The 15,364-nt window shown below is 39.2% G+C and carries 16 protein-coding genes; 7 read left to right on the plus strand and 9 right to left on the minus strand.

Features of this window, described 5'->3' with window-relative positions; all coding sequences use genetic code 11:
- Nucleotide 1: 1 nt before the first annotated feature.
- Both CJ263_RS07155 and CJ263_RS07160 read right to left on the minus strand, forming a co-directional pair.
- Entirely contained in the window at nucleotides 2-751 is a 750-nt protein-coding gene (locus tag CJ263_RS07155; protein ID WP_094996637.1) for a 3-keto-disaccharide hydrolase, read from the minus strand.
- A gap of 16 nt (nucleotides 752-767) precedes the next feature.
- Complete coding sequence (locus CJ263_RS07160) at nucleotides 768-1,820, minus strand: sugar phosphate isomerase/epimerase family protein (protein WP_094996638.1); 1,053 nt, start codon at nucleotides 1,818-1,820, stop codon at nucleotides 768-770.
- A gap of 433 nt (nucleotides 1,821-2,253) precedes the next feature.
- On the opposite strand from CJ263_RS07160, the gene CJ263_RS07165 reads away from it, so the two are divergent.
- Complete coding sequence (locus tag CJ263_RS07165; protein WP_094996639.1) at nucleotides 2,254-2,712, plus strand: ASCH domain-containing protein; 459 nt, start codon at nucleotides 2,254-2,256, stop codon at nucleotides 2,710-2,712.
- Nucleotides 2,713-2,762: 50 nt separating this feature from the next.
- Here the strand turns inward: CJ263_RS07165 and CJ263_RS07170 are convergent, their stop codons facing one another.
- The 4 genes from CJ263_RS07170 to CJ263_RS07185 are packed head-to-tail and all read right to left on the minus strand — an operon-like array spanning nucleotide 2,763 to nucleotide 6,639.
- Nucleotides 2,763-3,902, minus strand: a complete 1,140-nt coding sequence (locus tag CJ263_RS07170; protein WP_094996640.1) for a Gfo/Idh/MocA family protein — start codon at nucleotides 3,900-3,902, stop codon at nucleotides 2,763-2,765.
- A gap of 48 nt (nucleotides 3,903-3,950) precedes the next feature.
- Nucleotides 3,951-5,183, minus strand: a complete 1,233-nt coding sequence (locus tag CJ263_RS07175; RefSeq protein WP_094996641.1) for a nucleoside permease — start codon at nucleotides 5,181-5,183, stop codon at nucleotides 3,951-3,953.
- Nucleotides 5,184-5,189: 6 nt separating this feature from the next.
- Nucleotides 5,190-5,633: a DinB family protein gene (locus CJ263_RS07180; RefSeq protein ID WP_094996642.1), complete on the minus strand. Its 444-nt coding sequence runs from the start codon at nucleotides 5,631-5,633 to the stop codon at nucleotides 5,190-5,192.
- A gap of 13 nt (nucleotides 5,634-5,646) precedes the next feature.
- Nucleotides 5,647-6,639: a sugar phosphate isomerase/epimerase family protein gene (locus CJ263_RS07185; RefSeq protein ID WP_094996643.1), complete on the minus strand. Its 993-nt coding sequence runs from the start codon at nucleotides 6,637-6,639 to the stop codon at nucleotides 5,647-5,649.
- Nucleotides 6,640-6,812: 173 nt separating this feature from the next.
- Between CJ263_RS07185 and CJ263_RS07190 the strand changes: the two genes are divergently transcribed.
- The 3 genes from CJ263_RS07190 to CJ263_RS07200 are packed head-to-tail and all read left to right on the plus strand — an operon-like array spanning nucleotide 6,813 to nucleotide 10,100.
- Nucleotides 6,813-8,531 (plus strand): GMC oxidoreductase, encoded by a 1,719-nt coding sequence (locus CJ263_RS07190; protein ID WP_094996644.1) that lies wholly within the window; start codon nucleotides 6,813-6,815, stop codon nucleotides 8,529-8,531.
- Entirely contained in the window at nucleotides 8,528-9,178 is a 651-nt protein-coding gene (locus CJ263_RS07195) for a gluconate 2-dehydrogenase subunit 3 family protein (RefSeq protein WP_308423249.1), read from the plus strand. Before CJ263_RS07190 ends, CJ263_RS07195 begins: the two co-directional genes overlap by 4 nt.
- A 1-nt stretch (nucleotide 9,179) precedes the next feature.
- Entirely contained in the window at nucleotides 9,180-10,100 is a 921-nt protein-coding gene (locus CJ263_RS07200; RefSeq protein ID WP_094996645.1) for a hydroxypyruvate isomerase family protein, read from the plus strand.
- Nucleotides 10,101-10,396: 296 nt separating this feature from the next.
- Here CJ263_RS07200 and CJ263_RS07205 read toward each other — a convergent pair whose 3' ends face one another.
- Nucleotides 10,397-10,897 carry a hypothetical protein gene (locus CJ263_RS07205; protein ID WP_094996646.1) on the minus strand — a complete coding sequence of 167 codons (501 nt, stop codon included), beginning with the start codon at nucleotides 10,895-10,897 and terminating at the stop codon, nucleotides 10,397-10,399.
- Complete coding sequence (locus CJ263_RS20910; protein WP_158657106.1) at nucleotides 10,898-11,047, minus strand: hypothetical protein; 150 nt, start codon at nucleotides 11,045-11,047, stop codon at nucleotides 10,898-10,900.
- A 306-nt stretch (nucleotides 11,048-11,353) separates the two neighbouring features.
- On the opposite strand from CJ263_RS20910, the gene CJ263_RS07210 reads away from it, so the two are divergent.
- Both CJ263_RS07210 and CJ263_RS07215 read left to right on the plus strand, forming a co-directional pair.
- Nucleotides 11,354-12,088, plus strand: a complete 735-nt coding sequence (locus tag CJ263_RS07210) for a LytR/AlgR family response regulator transcription factor (RefSeq protein WP_094999150.1) — start codon at nucleotides 11,354-11,356, stop codon at nucleotides 12,086-12,088.
- Nucleotides 12,089-12,172: 84 nt separating this feature from the next.
- The gene (locus CJ263_RS07215) at nucleotides 12,173-14,083 is read left to right on the plus strand and encodes a tetratricopeptide repeat protein (protein WP_229702440.1); all 1,911 of its coding nucleotides are present in this window, start codon (nucleotides 12,173-12,175) and stop codon (nucleotides 14,081-14,083) included.
- Here the strand turns inward: CJ263_RS07215 and CJ263_RS07220 are convergent.
- Complete coding sequence (locus CJ263_RS07220) at nucleotides 14,076-14,645, minus strand: DUF3109 family protein (RefSeq protein ID WP_094996648.1); 570 nt, start codon at nucleotides 14,643-14,645, stop codon at nucleotides 14,076-14,078. The genes CJ263_RS07215 and CJ263_RS07220 overlap by 8 nt on opposite strands.
- Nucleotides 14,646-14,756: 111 nt before the next feature.
- Between CJ263_RS07220 and CJ263_RS07225 the strand changes: the two genes are divergently transcribed.
- Nucleotides 14,757-15,341, plus strand: a complete 585-nt coding sequence (locus tag CJ263_RS07225; RefSeq protein WP_094996649.1) for a MarC family protein — start codon at nucleotides 14,757-14,759, stop codon at nucleotides 15,339-15,341.
- The last annotated feature ends 23 nt before the right edge of the window (nucleotides 15,342-15,364 follow it).

The following is a 15,364-nucleotide window of genomic DNA, read 5'->3' on the forward strand; positions in this document are numbered from 1 at the left end:
TTTAAAGTTCCTTTATTTTAATATTCTTAAATGCCACTCCGTTACCATGGTCCTGCAAAGCAATTTTACCTGTAGGGTATTTTCCAAATTGTTCCCAATTCGCAAATTTCGATTTAGAGACCATTTCTCCCCATTCCGGATCATTAACAGGAAAATCAACAACTTTGACCCCATTCAGCACTACATTACCTTCATTGGTTTTGTGGTTTACCGTAATTACCATGGTGTTCCATTCTCCAACGGGTTTAGTGACATCCTCGGTAGGTGATACCATATCATATAATGCTCCGGATTGATGGCTAGTTCCATTCTTTCCGTCTGGGTGGCCTTCATTGTCCAACACCTGTACTTCCGGACCTGTTAGATAAGGTTGTCCCAAACTATCTATTTCCTTTACGCCCCACATAACCCCACTGTTTCCACCTTCCGAGATTTTCCAATCCATGGACAAAACAAAATCGGTATACGTATTATCGCTTACCAAATTAGATTGTTCACCGTTTTCATGGTTCTCAGGCGGATATAAAACCGTGGCCCCGTCCTCTATCTTCCAGTTATCGGTGACATTATCCTTTAAATATTCGTGCCAACCACTAAAGGATTCCCCATCAAATAATGAGGTCCACTCATTGTCCGATGCCATTTCTGCCGTTTCGTCCATCTCTTCAACGGCCGGGGTGTTTTCCTTTTTTGCTTCCTTACACCCTATTATCAATAAGGCAAGTACTGCTGTTTTAAGTATTTTTTTCATGTGCATAGTTTAATGTTTAAAGTCCCAATATGTTCTTAAGCATTTGCTCATCGATTTCGGTACCGGCAAAATCATCGAAGGTCTTTTCGGTAGCCTCAATAATGTGGTCCTTGATAAAAATGGCACCTTCCCTTGCTCCTTGCTCCGGACTTTTAATACAACATTCCCATTCCATTACGGCCCATACATCACACCCGTACTGAGTCAATTTGGAAAAAATGGTCTTAAAATCTATTTGGCCGTCGCCTAAAGAACGATATCTACCGGCACGATTTCCCCAATCGTTATAACCGCCAAAGGCTCCTTTCTTTCCTGTAGGGTTGAACTCGGAATCCTTCACATGGAAGGATTTAATGAATTCGTGATAGAAATCTATGTATTCTATATAGTCCAACTGTTGTAATACGAAATGACTTGGGTCATATAGGATGTTTACCCTTTTGTGGTTATTGGTAGCTTCCAAAAAACGCTCAAAAGTATCCCCATCATGAAGGTCCTCACCAGGATGGATTTCATAACATACATCCACGCCCTCCTTGTCAAAATGATTTAAAATGGGCATCCATCTTTTGGCCAATTCCTCAAACCCCATCTCTACCAATCCGGCCGGTCTTTGCGGCCATGGGTGCATGGTATGCCAAAGAAGAGACCCTGAAAATGTCGCATGGGAAGTTAAGCCCAATCTTCTACTGGCAGTAGCTGCCTTTTTCACCGTTTCTACCGCCCATTCCGTTCTTGCTTTTGGGTTATTATGTACATTTTTGGGCGCAAAGGAATCGAACATCAGGTCATATGCCGGGTGCACAGCTACCAATTGTCCCTGTAAGTGCGTGGAAAGCTCCGTAATCTCCAACCCATAGGAATTTATTTTTCCCTTTAATTCGTCACAATAAGTCTGACTTTCAGCGGCCTTGTCCAAGTCAATAAGGAAACTTTCCCATGTAGGTATCTGAATTCCTTTATAGCCCAGATCGGCAGCCCATTTACACATGCCGTCCAAGGTGTTGAACGGTGCCTTACTATCTACAAATTGTGCTAAAAATACTCCTGGCCCTTTAATTGTTTTCATTTGTTGTTTTTTATTTTTTAATTCGGACAAATGTAATTCGCCATTGAAATTCACGATATATATCACGAATTGTTATGGCTCATTTCATACGTAATACTTGATTCTGTTGTTTAAATGGTTGTTAATCTTACAAATAGAAATATGCGAATTAATACTATATTTAAGAATTCTTTGTACATATCGCCGTTTGCCGATAGTCAATTTATAAATATAGGAAATACCAACAGAAAAAGATAAAAATATAGGGATGAATCGAGATAGGGGCCACAATGCACTACTGCCCAAAATGGTACTTATATTGGATTGAAAAATAATGCACTCAAATTATCATAGTAAAGACCTTACATCGGAAATCCAAGAAAACGTATCGAATTAATACTATAATATCACTCGTCTAATAACTATATTAGACCCAACCATTAACGGATATATCATGGAAAACACCTCTGCCAGAAATATGTGGGGAGATTATCTGGACAAACATCTTGAGGATGCCTTTCACGAAGCACCTGAAGTGATTCACTTTTGCGATAATGAAACCGATGCCAATAACTGCGCTGAATTGGTAAAAAATGGTATTAAAAAAGCTACAACCGATTCTCTTTTGGGTCTGCAATATAGAAACGAGCCATTGCCAAAAATAGGAGACTTTAAAGTGGTAACCAATTGGAAAGGCGAAGCACAATGCATTATACAGCTCACCTCCGTTAAGCTAAAACCCTATTTTAGCATTGATGCTTCCTATGCACAACTGGAAGGAGAAGGCGACAAGAGTCTAGAATACTGGAAAAAGACCCATTGGGATTATTATACTAGGGAACTAGAACCTTTTGGCCGCGTACCAAGGGAAAGTATGATCTTGGTATGCCAGGAGTTTGAGAGAATATTCTAAATAAAAAGGACCGGTGAGTAGCCGGTCCTTTTTTTAAATGGGTTTATTAATTAATCCTCTAAATTCACCCAAGTATTTCCATTTTTATTTGATTCTACTGTAGAAATAATAAAATCCATACCTCTTACACCGTCTATAATCGTGGGGAATTCCCCATCGTTATATTTTTCTCCTCGTATCGCCCTTGCAGCTCCCAAATAGATGTTGGCCATGGAATCAAATATACCTTCAGGGTGTCCTGGTGGCAATTTAGTTCCGTCCAAAGACAGTTCGGTATTATACGCATGTCCTGGTTTGTAAATCTGTACAGGTTCCGTATCACTTAATTTATAAAGAAAATTGGGATTTTCCTGTTCCCAGACAAAAGCTCCTTTTTCGCCATAAATACGAATGGCCAGTCCGTTTTCCTCTCCCGTAGCAACCTGACTACCACGAATAACTCCTTTAACATTGTCTCCCATTCTAATGAGTACCGTACCGTCTACATCCATTTGGTTGTCGTCGTACAGATAATTAAAATCACACAAAAGCGATTTTACTTTAAGACCGGTAGTGTATTCTACCATATTGAATGCATGCACCCCAATATCACCCATACAAGAACTTATTCCGGCCTTTTTGGGGTCCAGTCTCCAGACGGAGTTTCGTTTGTCCTTGTCATGGATTATTTCATTGATCCAACCCTGATAGTACCTCGCATCTACCTTATGTATTTTGCCCAAAGCACCGGCTTTGATCATTTCCCTCATTTGGCGTACCATAGGATAACCCGTATAGGTATGTGTCAAAGCAAATACAGCACCTGATTTTTGTTGCGCTTCCAATAAAATTTTAGCCTCTTCCAAAGTAGTTGTCATAGGCTTTTCACATATAACATGAAAACCGTTGTCCAATAACTTTTTGGCCATTGGAAAGTGCAAGAAGTTAGGGGTTAGCACGGAACATACTTGTATACGTTCATCTTCCGGCAATTTCATTTCTTCCTCTACCAAGGTGTCAAAATCCTTGTAGACCCTATTCAGGGGAATATCTATTTCCTTGGCAAAAGCCACATTATCCTCATAATTAGGGTTAAAAACTGCTCCCGTTATCTGATAATTATCATTGATATGGGAAGCTACCCTATGCAATACTCCAATAAGAGAATCTCCTCCTCCTCCTAAAATTCCTAATCTAATTTTCTTTGGCATGTTGTAATCGTATTTTAAGTTTTAAGGCTTTTAAATTATGTAAAAATTCTAAGATTGGTAGTCGATTTTCTCTGATTTAAACAAAAGAGCGAATAAAATCGACACAACTAAGGCAAATCCTGCGGGATAAAGCCAAATTGAATCCCAAATATGCATTCCGTCACTTAGCAAATAGTTATTGGATATTTTACCGGCTATCCAAAACCCTATTAACATTCCCACCCCATAAGTAGCCAGGGTAATCAACCCTTGTGCAGAGCTTTTGTATTTGGGTCCGGCTTTGCTATCGGTATATATTTGTCCTGAAACGAAAAAGAAATCGTAACATATTCCATGCAAGGCAATTCCAATGAGCAGCATAAATTCCAAATCACCAACGTCCCCATAGGCAAAAAGGAGATAACGGACGAACCAGGCCAGCATAGCCACCATTATGGTTTTTTTAAACCCGAACCGGGAAAAGAAATAGGGCAGCAACAACAGAAATAGAATTTCAGAAAGCTGACCTAGGGTCATTTTTCCCGTAGGACTCTCCATGCCCACCTCCACTAAAAAAGGATTTGCATTTTGATAATAGAAAGCCAATGGAATACAAATGAGAATGGAGGATATAAAAAAGATCAAAAAATTTCGGTCCTTGAAAAGGCCCAGGGCATCCAGCCCCAGAATATCCCTTAAGGTCAACTTTTCATTATTCCCTTTGGCCTTTGGTGGTGTTTTAGGCAGGGTAAAACTGAAAAAACCCAGAAATATGGATGCGATGGAGGTCATTATAAAAGTGTTTTTCAACAATCCCTGCGTAATTCCGGAACTGGAGTCCCATCTAAAAAGGTAACTGATCAATACACCGGCAATAATCCATCCCAGGGTTCCAAAGACCCTTACCAAAGAGAACTCTTTTGCAGGATCGGTCATTTGGTTAAAAGAAACGGAATTGACCAAGGCCAGAGTAGGCATATACAAAATCATATATCCCAGGACATAAGGGTAAAAAAGATCGAAGGAAGTAGTCTTGTACATTAAAAACAAAAGGCCCGCCCCGATTAAATGAAGTACACCCAAAATTCGTTCGGCATTAAAATACCTATCGGCAATCAATCCTATTACAAAAGGGGCAATGATTGCACCCCAGGATTGTGTGGAGAACGCCAACGCAATTTCCCCATCCGTTGCGTTAATATTGTTTCCTAGAAAAGTACCAAGGGTAACGAACCAGCCTCCCCATATAAAGAATTCAAGGAACATCATCAAACAAAGCTGCATTCTAACTCCCAAGTTCATACCAAGCTATCTTTTATAGAACACATAGTCCAAGACCAGCGGCTCCAAACCATTGTTTCTAAAATCGACTGCAATTTGCCCTCTGTGATTGGTGGAATGATTAATGATATGGAATAGTATATCTTTTAAATTGTTGGTGAATAACCTACCTTCTGAATTTTCGTAGTCTATACGTTTTTCAAAACTATCCGCATTTGTAATAATCTCGAAGGAACTCCTTTGGTTTTCATAATGGATATCTGACCAATCCTTAGTATCATGTATATCCCAAACATTAAATTCGGCCGTATTCCCATTAATACGTGAGTTCCAAATATGATGGGCATTTAGTATATGACTAAAAAGTTTCTGGGTATTGTCAGGAACCTTTTGCAATTCGATACTTTGGGTGATTATCCTTTTGTTACAAAAGAAATTATAATCGAACAACTCGTTAAAGAATGCTTTCATAAAAAACAGAGAGTTAAACCACTTCCTTTGCCGCTTTTAACAATAAGTCCCTGGTCGCAATGATACCTTCTTCCTCGCTGAGCTCATTACCTTCATATTCCACTCCAATAAAACCAGTATAACCGTTGTCCTTGACCATTTGCAACATTTTTACATAGTCTATATTCTCTTCGTTACCGTTGGCATCGAATACATTGGACTTTGCGCTTACTGCCTTGGCATAAGGCATAAGTTCCTTTACACCTTTATATTTATCGTAGGACTCCGCACAATCCCAACTATCGGGTTTTCTGGTGATACAGAAATTTCCAAAATCGGGCAATGTACCAACGTTGTCCATAGCCACCATCTTCATTACCTCGGCGTGCAACGCTCCGTTCGAGGATAATCCGCCATGGTTTTCCACCAAGATGTTGATATTTTTATCTTTGGCGTAGGTAGCCAGTTTCGTTAGACCATCTACGGAGTTTTTCTTCCATTCTTCTGGATCATTACTGCCGGAAAGGTTTACACGAATGGCATGGCATCCCATTGCGGCGGCGGCGTCTACCCATTTTTTATGTTTTTCCACGGTCTCATTACGTTCCGTTTCATCACTTACCGCAAGCTCACCTTGACGATCAATCATGATCAAGACATTTTTCATACCATGTTTTTTGGCTTCGGCGTTACTTTTTTCAATAAAAGCGGCCATAGCTTCTTCAGAATAATTAGCGTCGGACAATTCCGGATCATATAATTGGCTTACATATTCCAAGCCTGTAAATCCCCAATTTTTGGCCTTCTCCGCAAATGTATACGGATCCATTCCCTTTTCTCTTATATTTTTATGTAGCGACCATTGCGCCAGAGATAATTCAAAGAAGGGTTCTTCCATACCGGAAGATTCATCAGGTTCAGTAACAGATTGTTCCTCCTTTTTTGCTTCTTTACAGGCATAAGCCCCTAAAAAGGTGACTCCTACTCCCGCCGCTGTGGTTTTGGAAATAAATTTTCTTCTCTTCATGACTCAATGTACTATTTTGGTTATGTTATTGATTTTGATAAAGTTCAGGTCTCCGTATTCAAAGAAGCACTACAGTATCTATAACGATGTAGTGCCATATTCACAATAAGATTAAGCTTTAAATGTATAGAATTAATTTAATATTTAATAAATTTAGGGAATAAACAATTTCTATGAGTAAATTTTATTATAACGAAGAACAGGAATCGTACGATGCGATTGTTGTTGGAACTGGGATTAGCGGTGGTTGGGCTGCTAAAGAGCTATGTGAAAATGGTTTAAAAACATTGGTTCTTGAAAGGGGTAGAATGGTCAAGCATATTGAAGACTATGAGACCGCTAATAAAGACCCTTGGGATTTTCCGAATGGCGGCGTGGCTACCAAGGAAATTATTGAACAGCAACCCAAGCAGAACAGAACAGGCTATACTACAAGTCAGGCAAGCCATATGTGGTTCGTAAATGACTTGGAACATCCCTATAATGAAACCAAGCGATTTGATTGGATGCGTGGTTATCATGTTGGCGGTAGATCCCTCCAGTGGGGGCGACATAGTTATCGCTGGAGTGACATAGACTTCGAAGCCAACAAAAGGGACGGTATTGCTGTGGATTGGCCCGTGCGATACAAGGATATTGCCCCTTGGTACTCCAAAGTAGAAAATTTTATAGGGGTTAGTGGCGAAGCATTAAACTTGCCCCAGCTTCCGGATAGTGACTTTCTTCCAATGATGGAGTTAAACTGTGTGGAACAGCATGTTAGGGAAAAGGTAGCAGAAAATTTTGGAGGCCGTGTAATAACCGCCGGAAGGGTGGCCCATATTACGGGTGACAAAAAATTTGACGGCAGAACAAAATGTCAGTTCAGGAATAGATGTATAAGAGGATGTCCATTTGGTGGATACTTTAGTAGTCTATCCTCTACACTGCCCGCTGCGGAGGCAACAGGGAATATGACCTTAAGACCGGATTCCATCGTTCACGAGATTATGTATGACCCAGATACCAAAAGAGCCACAGGAGTAAAGGTAATAGATAGAGTTACCAAAGAGGCCTATGAATTTAAGTCAAAGGTGATATTCCTTTGTGCATCTGCCATCGCCTCCACCTCTATATTGATGCAATCAAAATCGGATAGATTCCCTAATGGTATGGGTAACGATTCCGACCAATTGGGCCGTAACATCATGGACCATCATCTTGGTGTAGGTGCTACTGGAAAATTTGACGGCTTTGAAGACAAATATTATAAAGGAAGAAAACCTAACGGTGTCTATATTCCAAGATTTAGAAACTTGGGGGGTGATTCAGACAGAAAAGATTACATACGTGGTTTTGGATATCAAGGAGGAGCGAGCCGAGGAAATTGGGAAGATATTGTGTCCGAGTTGTCACACGGAAAAAGCTTGAAAGAAGCTATTACAAAGCCAGGAGGATGGACTTTTGGAATTGGAGGATTTGGAGAAATCCTACCTTATGAGGAAAATAGGTTTACCTTGGATTATGACAAAAAGGATCAATGGGGACTACCTACGGTGACCTTTGATGCGGAATTTCAGGAAAATGAATACAATATGCGTAAAGACATGCAGGAATCCGCAGTCGAGATGTTGGAAAAATCAGGTCTGCGCGATGTTAAAGGACATGATAATAAGGATTCCCAAGCCATCGGCCTTGGTATTCATGAAATGGGAACAGCAAGAATGGGTCGCGATAGAAAAACCTCTGTTTTAAATGGAAACAATGCTCTCCATGATGTACCCAACGTATATGTAACGGACGGATCTTTTATGACTTCCGCAAATTGTGTAAACCCTTCATTGACATACATGGCATTTTCAGCGAGAGCCGCTAACCATGCCGCAGAGGAACTTAAAAAAGGAAATATATGATGGATAGAAGAAAAGCACTTAAAAATATGGGACTTGCAATGGGATATACCATTGCCACTCCAACATTAATAAGTATAATGCAAAGCTGTAAGGGGGAAACTGTGGCCACTTGGACACCAGAATTTTTAACCCCAGCAGAAGGAGGTGTACTTACAAAATTAGTAGATGTGATTCTTCCCAAAACAGAAACGCCATCTGCATCCGAAGTTCAGGTAGATATCTTTATAGATAAGTTCGCCAATGACGTTATGAAAAAGGAGGAGCAAGACTTTTTCAGGATGGCCATGGGTAAATTTACGGATAAGGCTTTAATGGATTCTGGCAAAAGTGATGTGGAGGACCTAACAGTAGAGGACTTAGAACCTGTCCTGGCAGCTGCACTTAAAAACACCAAGGAAGACGAGGCTGAAATGTTTGAATCAATTACATCATATACTGAAGCCGTAGCTGAAGGAAAAGAAGCAACCTTGGATGATGGAACCAGTAGATTTGCATTTGCGAACAACCTTCGCGGTTTGACCATTTGGGGTTATAAGACTTCAGAATATGTAGGTGAGGAAGTATTGGCCTATCTACCGGTACCTGGTGAGTATATCGCTTGTGCGGACACCCAGGAGTTGACGGAAGGCAAAGCATGGTCCCTATAAAATGAAAAGAAGAAACTTTTTAAAAAATACGGCCCTTTCCAGCGGAGTTATTTCGTTGGGAGGGGCTTTTTCGTATGCCTCATCTAATAATAATCGGGCAAAAGCATTTCACAACTTTAACCTCAAATACGCCCCGCACTCCGGCATGTTTAAGCATCATGCAGGGGAAGACCTAATTGACCAAATAAATTTCATGGCCGACCAAGGATTTACGGCGTTTGAGGACAATGGCCTCATGAACCGTGATATTTCCATGCAAAATAAAATTGGCGAAACCCTTGCCAAACGTGGTATGACCATGGGTGTTTTTGTTGTGGACAAAGGTGGAAATATGGCCAATACGTTGGCCGCAGGAAAGCCGGAATATATAGACATCTTTTTAGATGGGTGTAAAAGGTCGGTAGAAGTGGCCAAACGCGTCAATGCCAAATGGATGACCGTTGTTCCTGGAGGTTTTGAAAGAAGCTTGCCGATAGGAGTGCAAGATGGCAATGTTATAGAAGCCCTTAAACGAGGTGCCGAAATATTGGAGCCACATGGACTTGTGATGGTTTTGGAACCCTTATCCGATTCTCCAGACTTATATTTACAGAATTCAGATCAGACCTATATGATCTGTAAGGCCGTGGACAGTCCTTCCTGCAAAATCCTCTTTGATATCTATCATATGCAAAAAACAGAAGGGAACTTAATTCATAATATGGGGCTTACTTGGGATGAAATCGCCTACATACAGATTGGGGATAACCCAGGAAGAAACGAACCTACGACCGGTGAGATAAATTATAAAAATGTTTTTAAGTTTATCTATGACAAAGGTTTTGAAGGTGTGTTGGGCATGGAACATGGAAATTCTAGTCCAGGTAAAGACGGCGAAACAGCTGTTATAGAAGCTTACAAAAAAACGGACCAATTTCTATAATTTTGGGATACTTATTTTCCCATATAGTTTTCCTATTTATTTTCGGAACCTCTATTTGATTTGAAACATCCATAAAAAATGAAAGACCGGGGAATTACTTCCTCGGTCTTTTTGTATTGAATAAATTTAAAAAATACGACCCTTAATGCTTGATTTGACGAAATGCCCACCAAGTGCTAATCTAGGTAGTTCCCCCGAAACCTATTATTAGACCTGCAACGTAATGTTCTTTTCATCACTGTTGCTTTTGGCGTTCAAAACATTAACCGGGACAGAATCCCTAGGGTCGTATATTGCTAAAAATTACGGAACGTATCCGAAATTCTAATTTTCTTTCCATAATCGTTTACCAAGGTTAAATCCATGTAGCCCTCAATATGATCATCGTCTAAATTTAATATTCTAACAAAACCATTCTTTGCAAAAAATGGTTTCTCTCCAAACTCGCTATTGGTAAAATATCCAAAAACTCCTTCATAGCCATGTAGAAAACCTTCTACCTCTTTAATTGTAAAATCCCCATGCTGAAAATCCACTTCCTCATCTGTGGTTCCCATTATTAACTCAATTCTATTCTTCTTCGTTATATCCTGAAAAACAAGAGTCAACTTTTTAAATTTAGTGCCTTCAATTGACTCCTCTGTACTATACCCAAAATTCAATTCAGAAGGAATCAGGTTTTCATTATTAATAGCAACTACCTCCATATTCATCTCCTTCCCAGAATTGGAAATCAATAAAAAGGGAAGTATCCCCAACAGACTAAACCTGAATATTTTTAAATTAAAACCGTACATCTATTTATTGGGTATAATAGTCATGCTTGGCTCATTGTTGCCCATGGCCAGTTTCTTGTTTAAAGCCTCATCATTGGTTTTATGCTCCAGTATAGATGCCACAATTACAACAACCAACAAAATCCCGAACATTAGCAAACATCTTTTCATAGTCAAAATAATTTTATGGTAAAACTCGTAACCGTAACGAATTTAAGACAAGTTTAAGCCCACCATGGTCAACATGTATAAATTGCATCCTTTTTTGTATAATCGGGAGATGGTTTTTCCCAAAGCCGTAAGAATAAAAGTTATTGTAATATTTTTCTTATAAAGTTTTGATTTTCATGTAGCTATACAGCTGATTTTACATTTTATGCCGATTATACTTAAATAAAGCCCATTGACACAAATTACATAAGTGGTTACGCTGTTAGTTTTATTTTTGATTAACTTTCCCTATACCAAATGGTAGATATGTTAGAAGCAGTTATCGTAGATGATGAAATAAAGGCCCTCCAAAGTCTTACTTGGGAACTCACAAATTTCAGCGAAGAAATTAATGTGACAGCTTCCTTTACAAATCCTTTTGAAGCTTTGGAATATTTAGGGAAAAATACGCCGGACTGCCTTTTTTTGGATATTGAAATGCCAACCATGGACGGATTTCAATTCATTCAAAAATTAACGAACAAAAACTTCCCGGTCGTAATCACCACTGCCTATAACCAATACGCCATTAAAGCCCTAAAGAACGAGGCCATAGACTATTTATTGAAGCCTATTGATTCAGATGATTTGGAAGACACCATTTCTAAAATCAAAAAATTCAATGCAAAGAACTTTTCCGCAGAAAGACTGGAGCAGATACTTCTCAATTTTAATTCTAGATCTGTTAACAAACGAATTACATTGAATACGGACGGCAAATTACTTTTTTTAGAAAGTGATGAAATTTTATATGCCGAATCCGATGGAAATTATAGTACCATATTCTTGGTCGATGGTCAAAAAATCGTCCTTACCAAAAAATTAAAGGAGGTCAACCAATTACTGCCCGAGGACTGCTTCTTTAGAATACACAATTCATACATTATCAACCTGAACAAGATTAAGGAATTCCTTAAAACCGATGGATACGTAGTCCTAAAATCCAATCATAAGATTCCCGTTTCCAGACAAAAGAAATCGGATTTTTTGGATTTATTATAAGTGCATATGGTTTTGAAACGTTCTAAAAATCATTGGACATTCCCATACCTAAAATTTTCATTTGTTTTTAGAGGATATTTCTTATTGAGTTGGACAATCCTGTCCTTCAACCTCATTCAATCACAAAAGGTCCCCGATCAATTTAAGAATAAGGTCAATGAGTTGATCAGTAAAGCTCCAAAAACCTATGAAGAAATAGATGGTTTTCTTAGAAGCTCCAGAAAGGATACTTCATTAATGCGGTACACCATAAAGGAATCCATTGAACATGACTACATCGACGGCCGAATATACGCCCTAAATCAACTTGGCAGGGTCTATAGGGACATATCCAATTACCCAAAGGCCCTCGAGCTTTTTCAGGAAGCCCTCAAATTATCCATAGAAACAGACAATCTTGAATTTAGGATTTATAGCCTAAATATGATCAGCGTTGTATATAGGCGTACCGAGGCCATTAAATCTGCACTGGACTATAGCCAAGAAGCCTTGGAACTCGCAGAAACGGTGGAACCGGAAAACCGTTCAAAAGGATTAAAAAGAAGTATCAACGTGTCCTTAAATTCCATTGGCAACATCTACCAATTATTGGAACAATATGATTTGGCGATAGACAAATTTAAAGAATCCATGAAATTGGAAGAGGAGCTTGACAATCCCCTTGGCCTAGCCATAAACTACCAAAACGTTGGCGAATGCTATGAAGCACAGGCCAAACTGGAACCCGCCTTGGAAAGCTTTCAAAAATCACTGTCGTACAATAGGGAGATAAATTCAGAAAAGGGAAAAATAATCTGTAATTACAGTATTGCACATGTATATGTTCATCTAAAAAGAATGGATGAGGCATTAACATTGCTTACTTCATCCCTTGAAAGGGCAAAAGTCCTAGGGGACCAAGAAATTATAGCCAGCATTCTCAACAATCTGGGATGGGCCAACTTAAATGTAGGTGATTATACCAAAGCGGAATCCTATTTACAAGAGGGACTCAATATTGCCAAATCCTATAATTTTCCATCCGAAATTGCCGAGGCCAACAAATTCCTTTCGGAATTGTGGATGAAAAAGAATGACTTTAAAAAGGCAATGGATTTTTATAAAGAGTCCAAAAAATATGAGGAACAGGTTACCAATAACTTAAATGTTAGGTATGTCAATGATATGATTCTAAGGTACGAGGCGGAAAAACAAATAGATCAATTAAAAACCCTAGAGGAAGAGGTAAAGAACCAAGCCATTACCCTACGCAAAAACAAAACGATTCTACTTGTAACGTTTATCGCTCTTGCTCTTGTTGGTGGAATTCTTTACATTTTGTACCGCCAATACCAGTTAAGTAGCGAAAAGAAACTTTTGACCTTAGAGCAGACTATGTTGCGAAGTCAAATGAATCCCCATTTTCTTTTTAACTCATTAAATTCCATAAAGCTCTATATTATAAATAATGAAAAGAAGAATGCGGTCCATTATCTAAATAAGTTCTCCAAACTGGTTCGGAAAATTCTAGAGGCCTCTTCCCAAAGGGAGATTCCACTCTCAGAAGAATTGGAAACCGTGGAATTGTATATGAATATCGAGAATATCCGTTTTTCGAATGAAATTGTGTTCAAAATCAATATAGAGGACGGTATTGATGTCCATAACGTAAAAATTCCATCGTTGATTCTTCAACCGTTTTTGGAAAATGCACTCTGGCACGGGTTATCATCAAAGGAAGGAGAAAAAAATATCACTTTAGATGTCTTAAAGGGACCTGAAGGCTTTATTAAAATAGCCATAACGGACGACGGGGTTGGGCGGGATGCCGCTGAGAAAATAAAGGAACGAAAGGTACTGAAAAGAAAATCCGTGGGAATAGATATAACCAAAGAGCGATTGGCTAATTTCTCCAAGGATTATCAAAACTCCTTCCATGTGGAAATAATTGATATCTATGATGAGCATAATCAGCCCTCTGGCACAAAAATAATGCTACATATTCCCACTATTTAAGATGGTCGTCAGCAACCTGCTCCAATTCCTCGTACCATGCCTTACCAAATTTGCGGATCAGGGCTTCCTTTACGAATTTGTAAATAGGTACTTTTAACTCCTCGCCCAAGGTACATGCAGGGTCACAAATTTGCCATTTGTGGTAGTTCACTGCCGTTAGCTCCGTATATTCCCTAATTCTTACGGGATACAAATGACAGGATACAGGTTTCTTCCATTTTGTCTTTCCTTGGTTATAGGCTTCCTCAATACCACATTTTGCTATATTCCTTTCATCAAAAATGACGTAGGCGCATTCACTTCCCTTTATCAATGGGGTCTCCCATTCACCGTCCTCACCCTTTACAAAAGCCCCCTCCTTTTCAATGACCGCTATACCCTCTGGCCTTAAAAATGGTTTTACCTTGGCATAAATATCAACCAAAACCTCGGTCTCCTTCTCTTCCAAAGGTGCCCCGGCATCTCCGTCCACACAACATGCACCTTTGCAGGCCGTAAGATTGCAGACAAAGTCGTTCTCTATTATCTCTTCTGATACGATGGTTTTTCCTAATTGGAACATGAAAAAATTTTAGGGCGAAAGATACATTATTTACACAGTCAGTTAAAGATATTATTGGTACAATAACATCCAAAGACCTTTAATTAAACGTAGATTTGCAAAAATTTGAAAATGACCTTTAATTTTGACTTTAGGGAGATTGCGACGGCCAGTATGGTCCTTTTCGCGGTAATCGATATATTGGGAAGTATTCCTATCATCATTGGTCTACGGAAAAAGGTAGGCCATATCCAATCTGAAAAGGCTTCGGTAGTTGCGGCCTGCATCATGGTGGCCTTTTTGTTCCTAGGTGAAGAAATCTTAAATCTCATTGGTATAGATGTAAACTCGTTTGCTGTTGCCGGTGCATTCATCATTTTCTTTCTGGCCATCGAAATGATTTTAGGAATTACCATTTATAAGGACGAGGAACCGGAAAGTGCCTCAATTGTCCCCATTGCCTTTCCATTGATTGCCGGGGCAGGTACGCTTACTTCTTTGTTATCATTACGGGCTGAATACTATGTGGAGAATATTATATTGGCCATTATTGTCAATATCATCTTCGTGTATCTGGTTCTTAAATCTTCGGTAAAACTTGAAAAAATCCTTGGAAAGAGAGGCTTAAACGTAATCAGAAAAGTTTTTGGGGTAATCCTTATGGCAATTGCCGTTAAACTGTTCGCCGCAAATATCAATGCGCTTTTCAATCAATAAAAAAGAACGTATTTTTAACCTGA

The sequence above is a fragment of the Maribacter cobaltidurans genome, from assembly GCF_002269385.1.
In the GTDB taxonomy this organism is placed as follows: domain Bacteria; phylum Bacteroidota; class Bacteroidia; order Flavobacteriales; family Flavobacteriaceae; genus Maribacter; species Maribacter cobaltidurans.

Excerpts from the sequence above, each read along its gene's own strand:
- CJ263_RS07155 (WP_094996637.1), bottom strand. The coding sequence starts at position 751 with ATGAAAAAAATACTTAAAACAGCAGTACTTGCCTTATTGATAATAGGG.
- CJ263_RS07160 (WP_094996638.1), bottom strand. The coding sequence starts at position 1,820 with ATGAAAACAATTAAAGGGCCAGGAGTATTTTTAGCACAATTTGTAGAT.
- CJ263_RS07165 (WP_094996639.1), top strand. The coding sequence starts at position 2,254 with ATGGAAAACACCTCTGCCAGAAATATGTGGGGAGATTATCTGGACAAA.
- CJ263_RS07170 (WP_094996640.1), bottom strand. The coding sequence starts at position 3,902 with ATGCCAAAGAAAATTAGATTAGGAATTTTAGGAGGAGGAGGAGATTCT.
- CJ263_RS07175 (WP_094996641.1), bottom strand. The coding sequence starts at position 5,183 with ATGAACTTGGGAGTTAGAATGCAGCTTTGTTTGATGATGTTCCTTGAA.
- CJ263_RS07180 (WP_094996642.1), bottom strand. The coding sequence starts at position 5,633 with ATGAAAGCATTCTTTAACGAGTTGTTCGATTATAATTTCTTTTGTAAC.
- CJ263_RS07185 (WP_094996643.1), bottom strand. The coding sequence starts at position 6,639 with ATGAAGAGAAGAAAATTTATTTCCAAAACCACAGCGGCGGGAGTAGGA.
- CJ263_RS07190 (WP_094996644.1), top strand. The coding sequence starts at position 6,813 with ATGAGTAAATTTTATTATAACGAAGAACAGGAATCGTACGATGCGATT.
- CJ263_RS07195 (WP_308423249.1), top strand. The coding sequence starts at position 8,528 with ATGATGGATAGAAGAAAAGCACTTAAAAATATGGGACTTGCAATGGGA.
- CJ263_RS07200 (WP_094996645.1), top strand. The coding sequence starts at position 9,180 with ATGAAAAGAAGAAACTTTTTAAAAAATACGGCCCTTTCCAGCGGAGTT.
- CJ263_RS07205 (WP_094996646.1), bottom strand. The coding sequence starts at position 10,897 with ATGTACGGTTTTAATTTAAAAATATTCAGGTTTAGTCTGTTGGGGATA.
- CJ263_RS20910 (WP_158657106.1), bottom strand. The coding sequence starts at position 11,047 with ATGAAAAGATGTTTGCTAATGTTCGGGATTTTGTTGGTTGTTGTAATT.
- CJ263_RS07210 (WP_094999150.1), top strand. The coding sequence starts at position 11,354 with ATGTTAGAAGCAGTTATCGTAGATGATGAAATAAAGGCCCTCCAAAGT.
- CJ263_RS07220 (WP_094996648.1), bottom strand. The coding sequence starts at position 14,645 with ATGTTCCAATTAGGAAAAACCATCGTATCAGAAGAGATAATAGAGAAC.
- CJ263_RS07225 (WP_094996649.1), top strand. The coding sequence starts at position 14,757 with ATGACCTTTAATTTTGACTTTAGGGAGATTGCGACGGCCAGTATGGTC.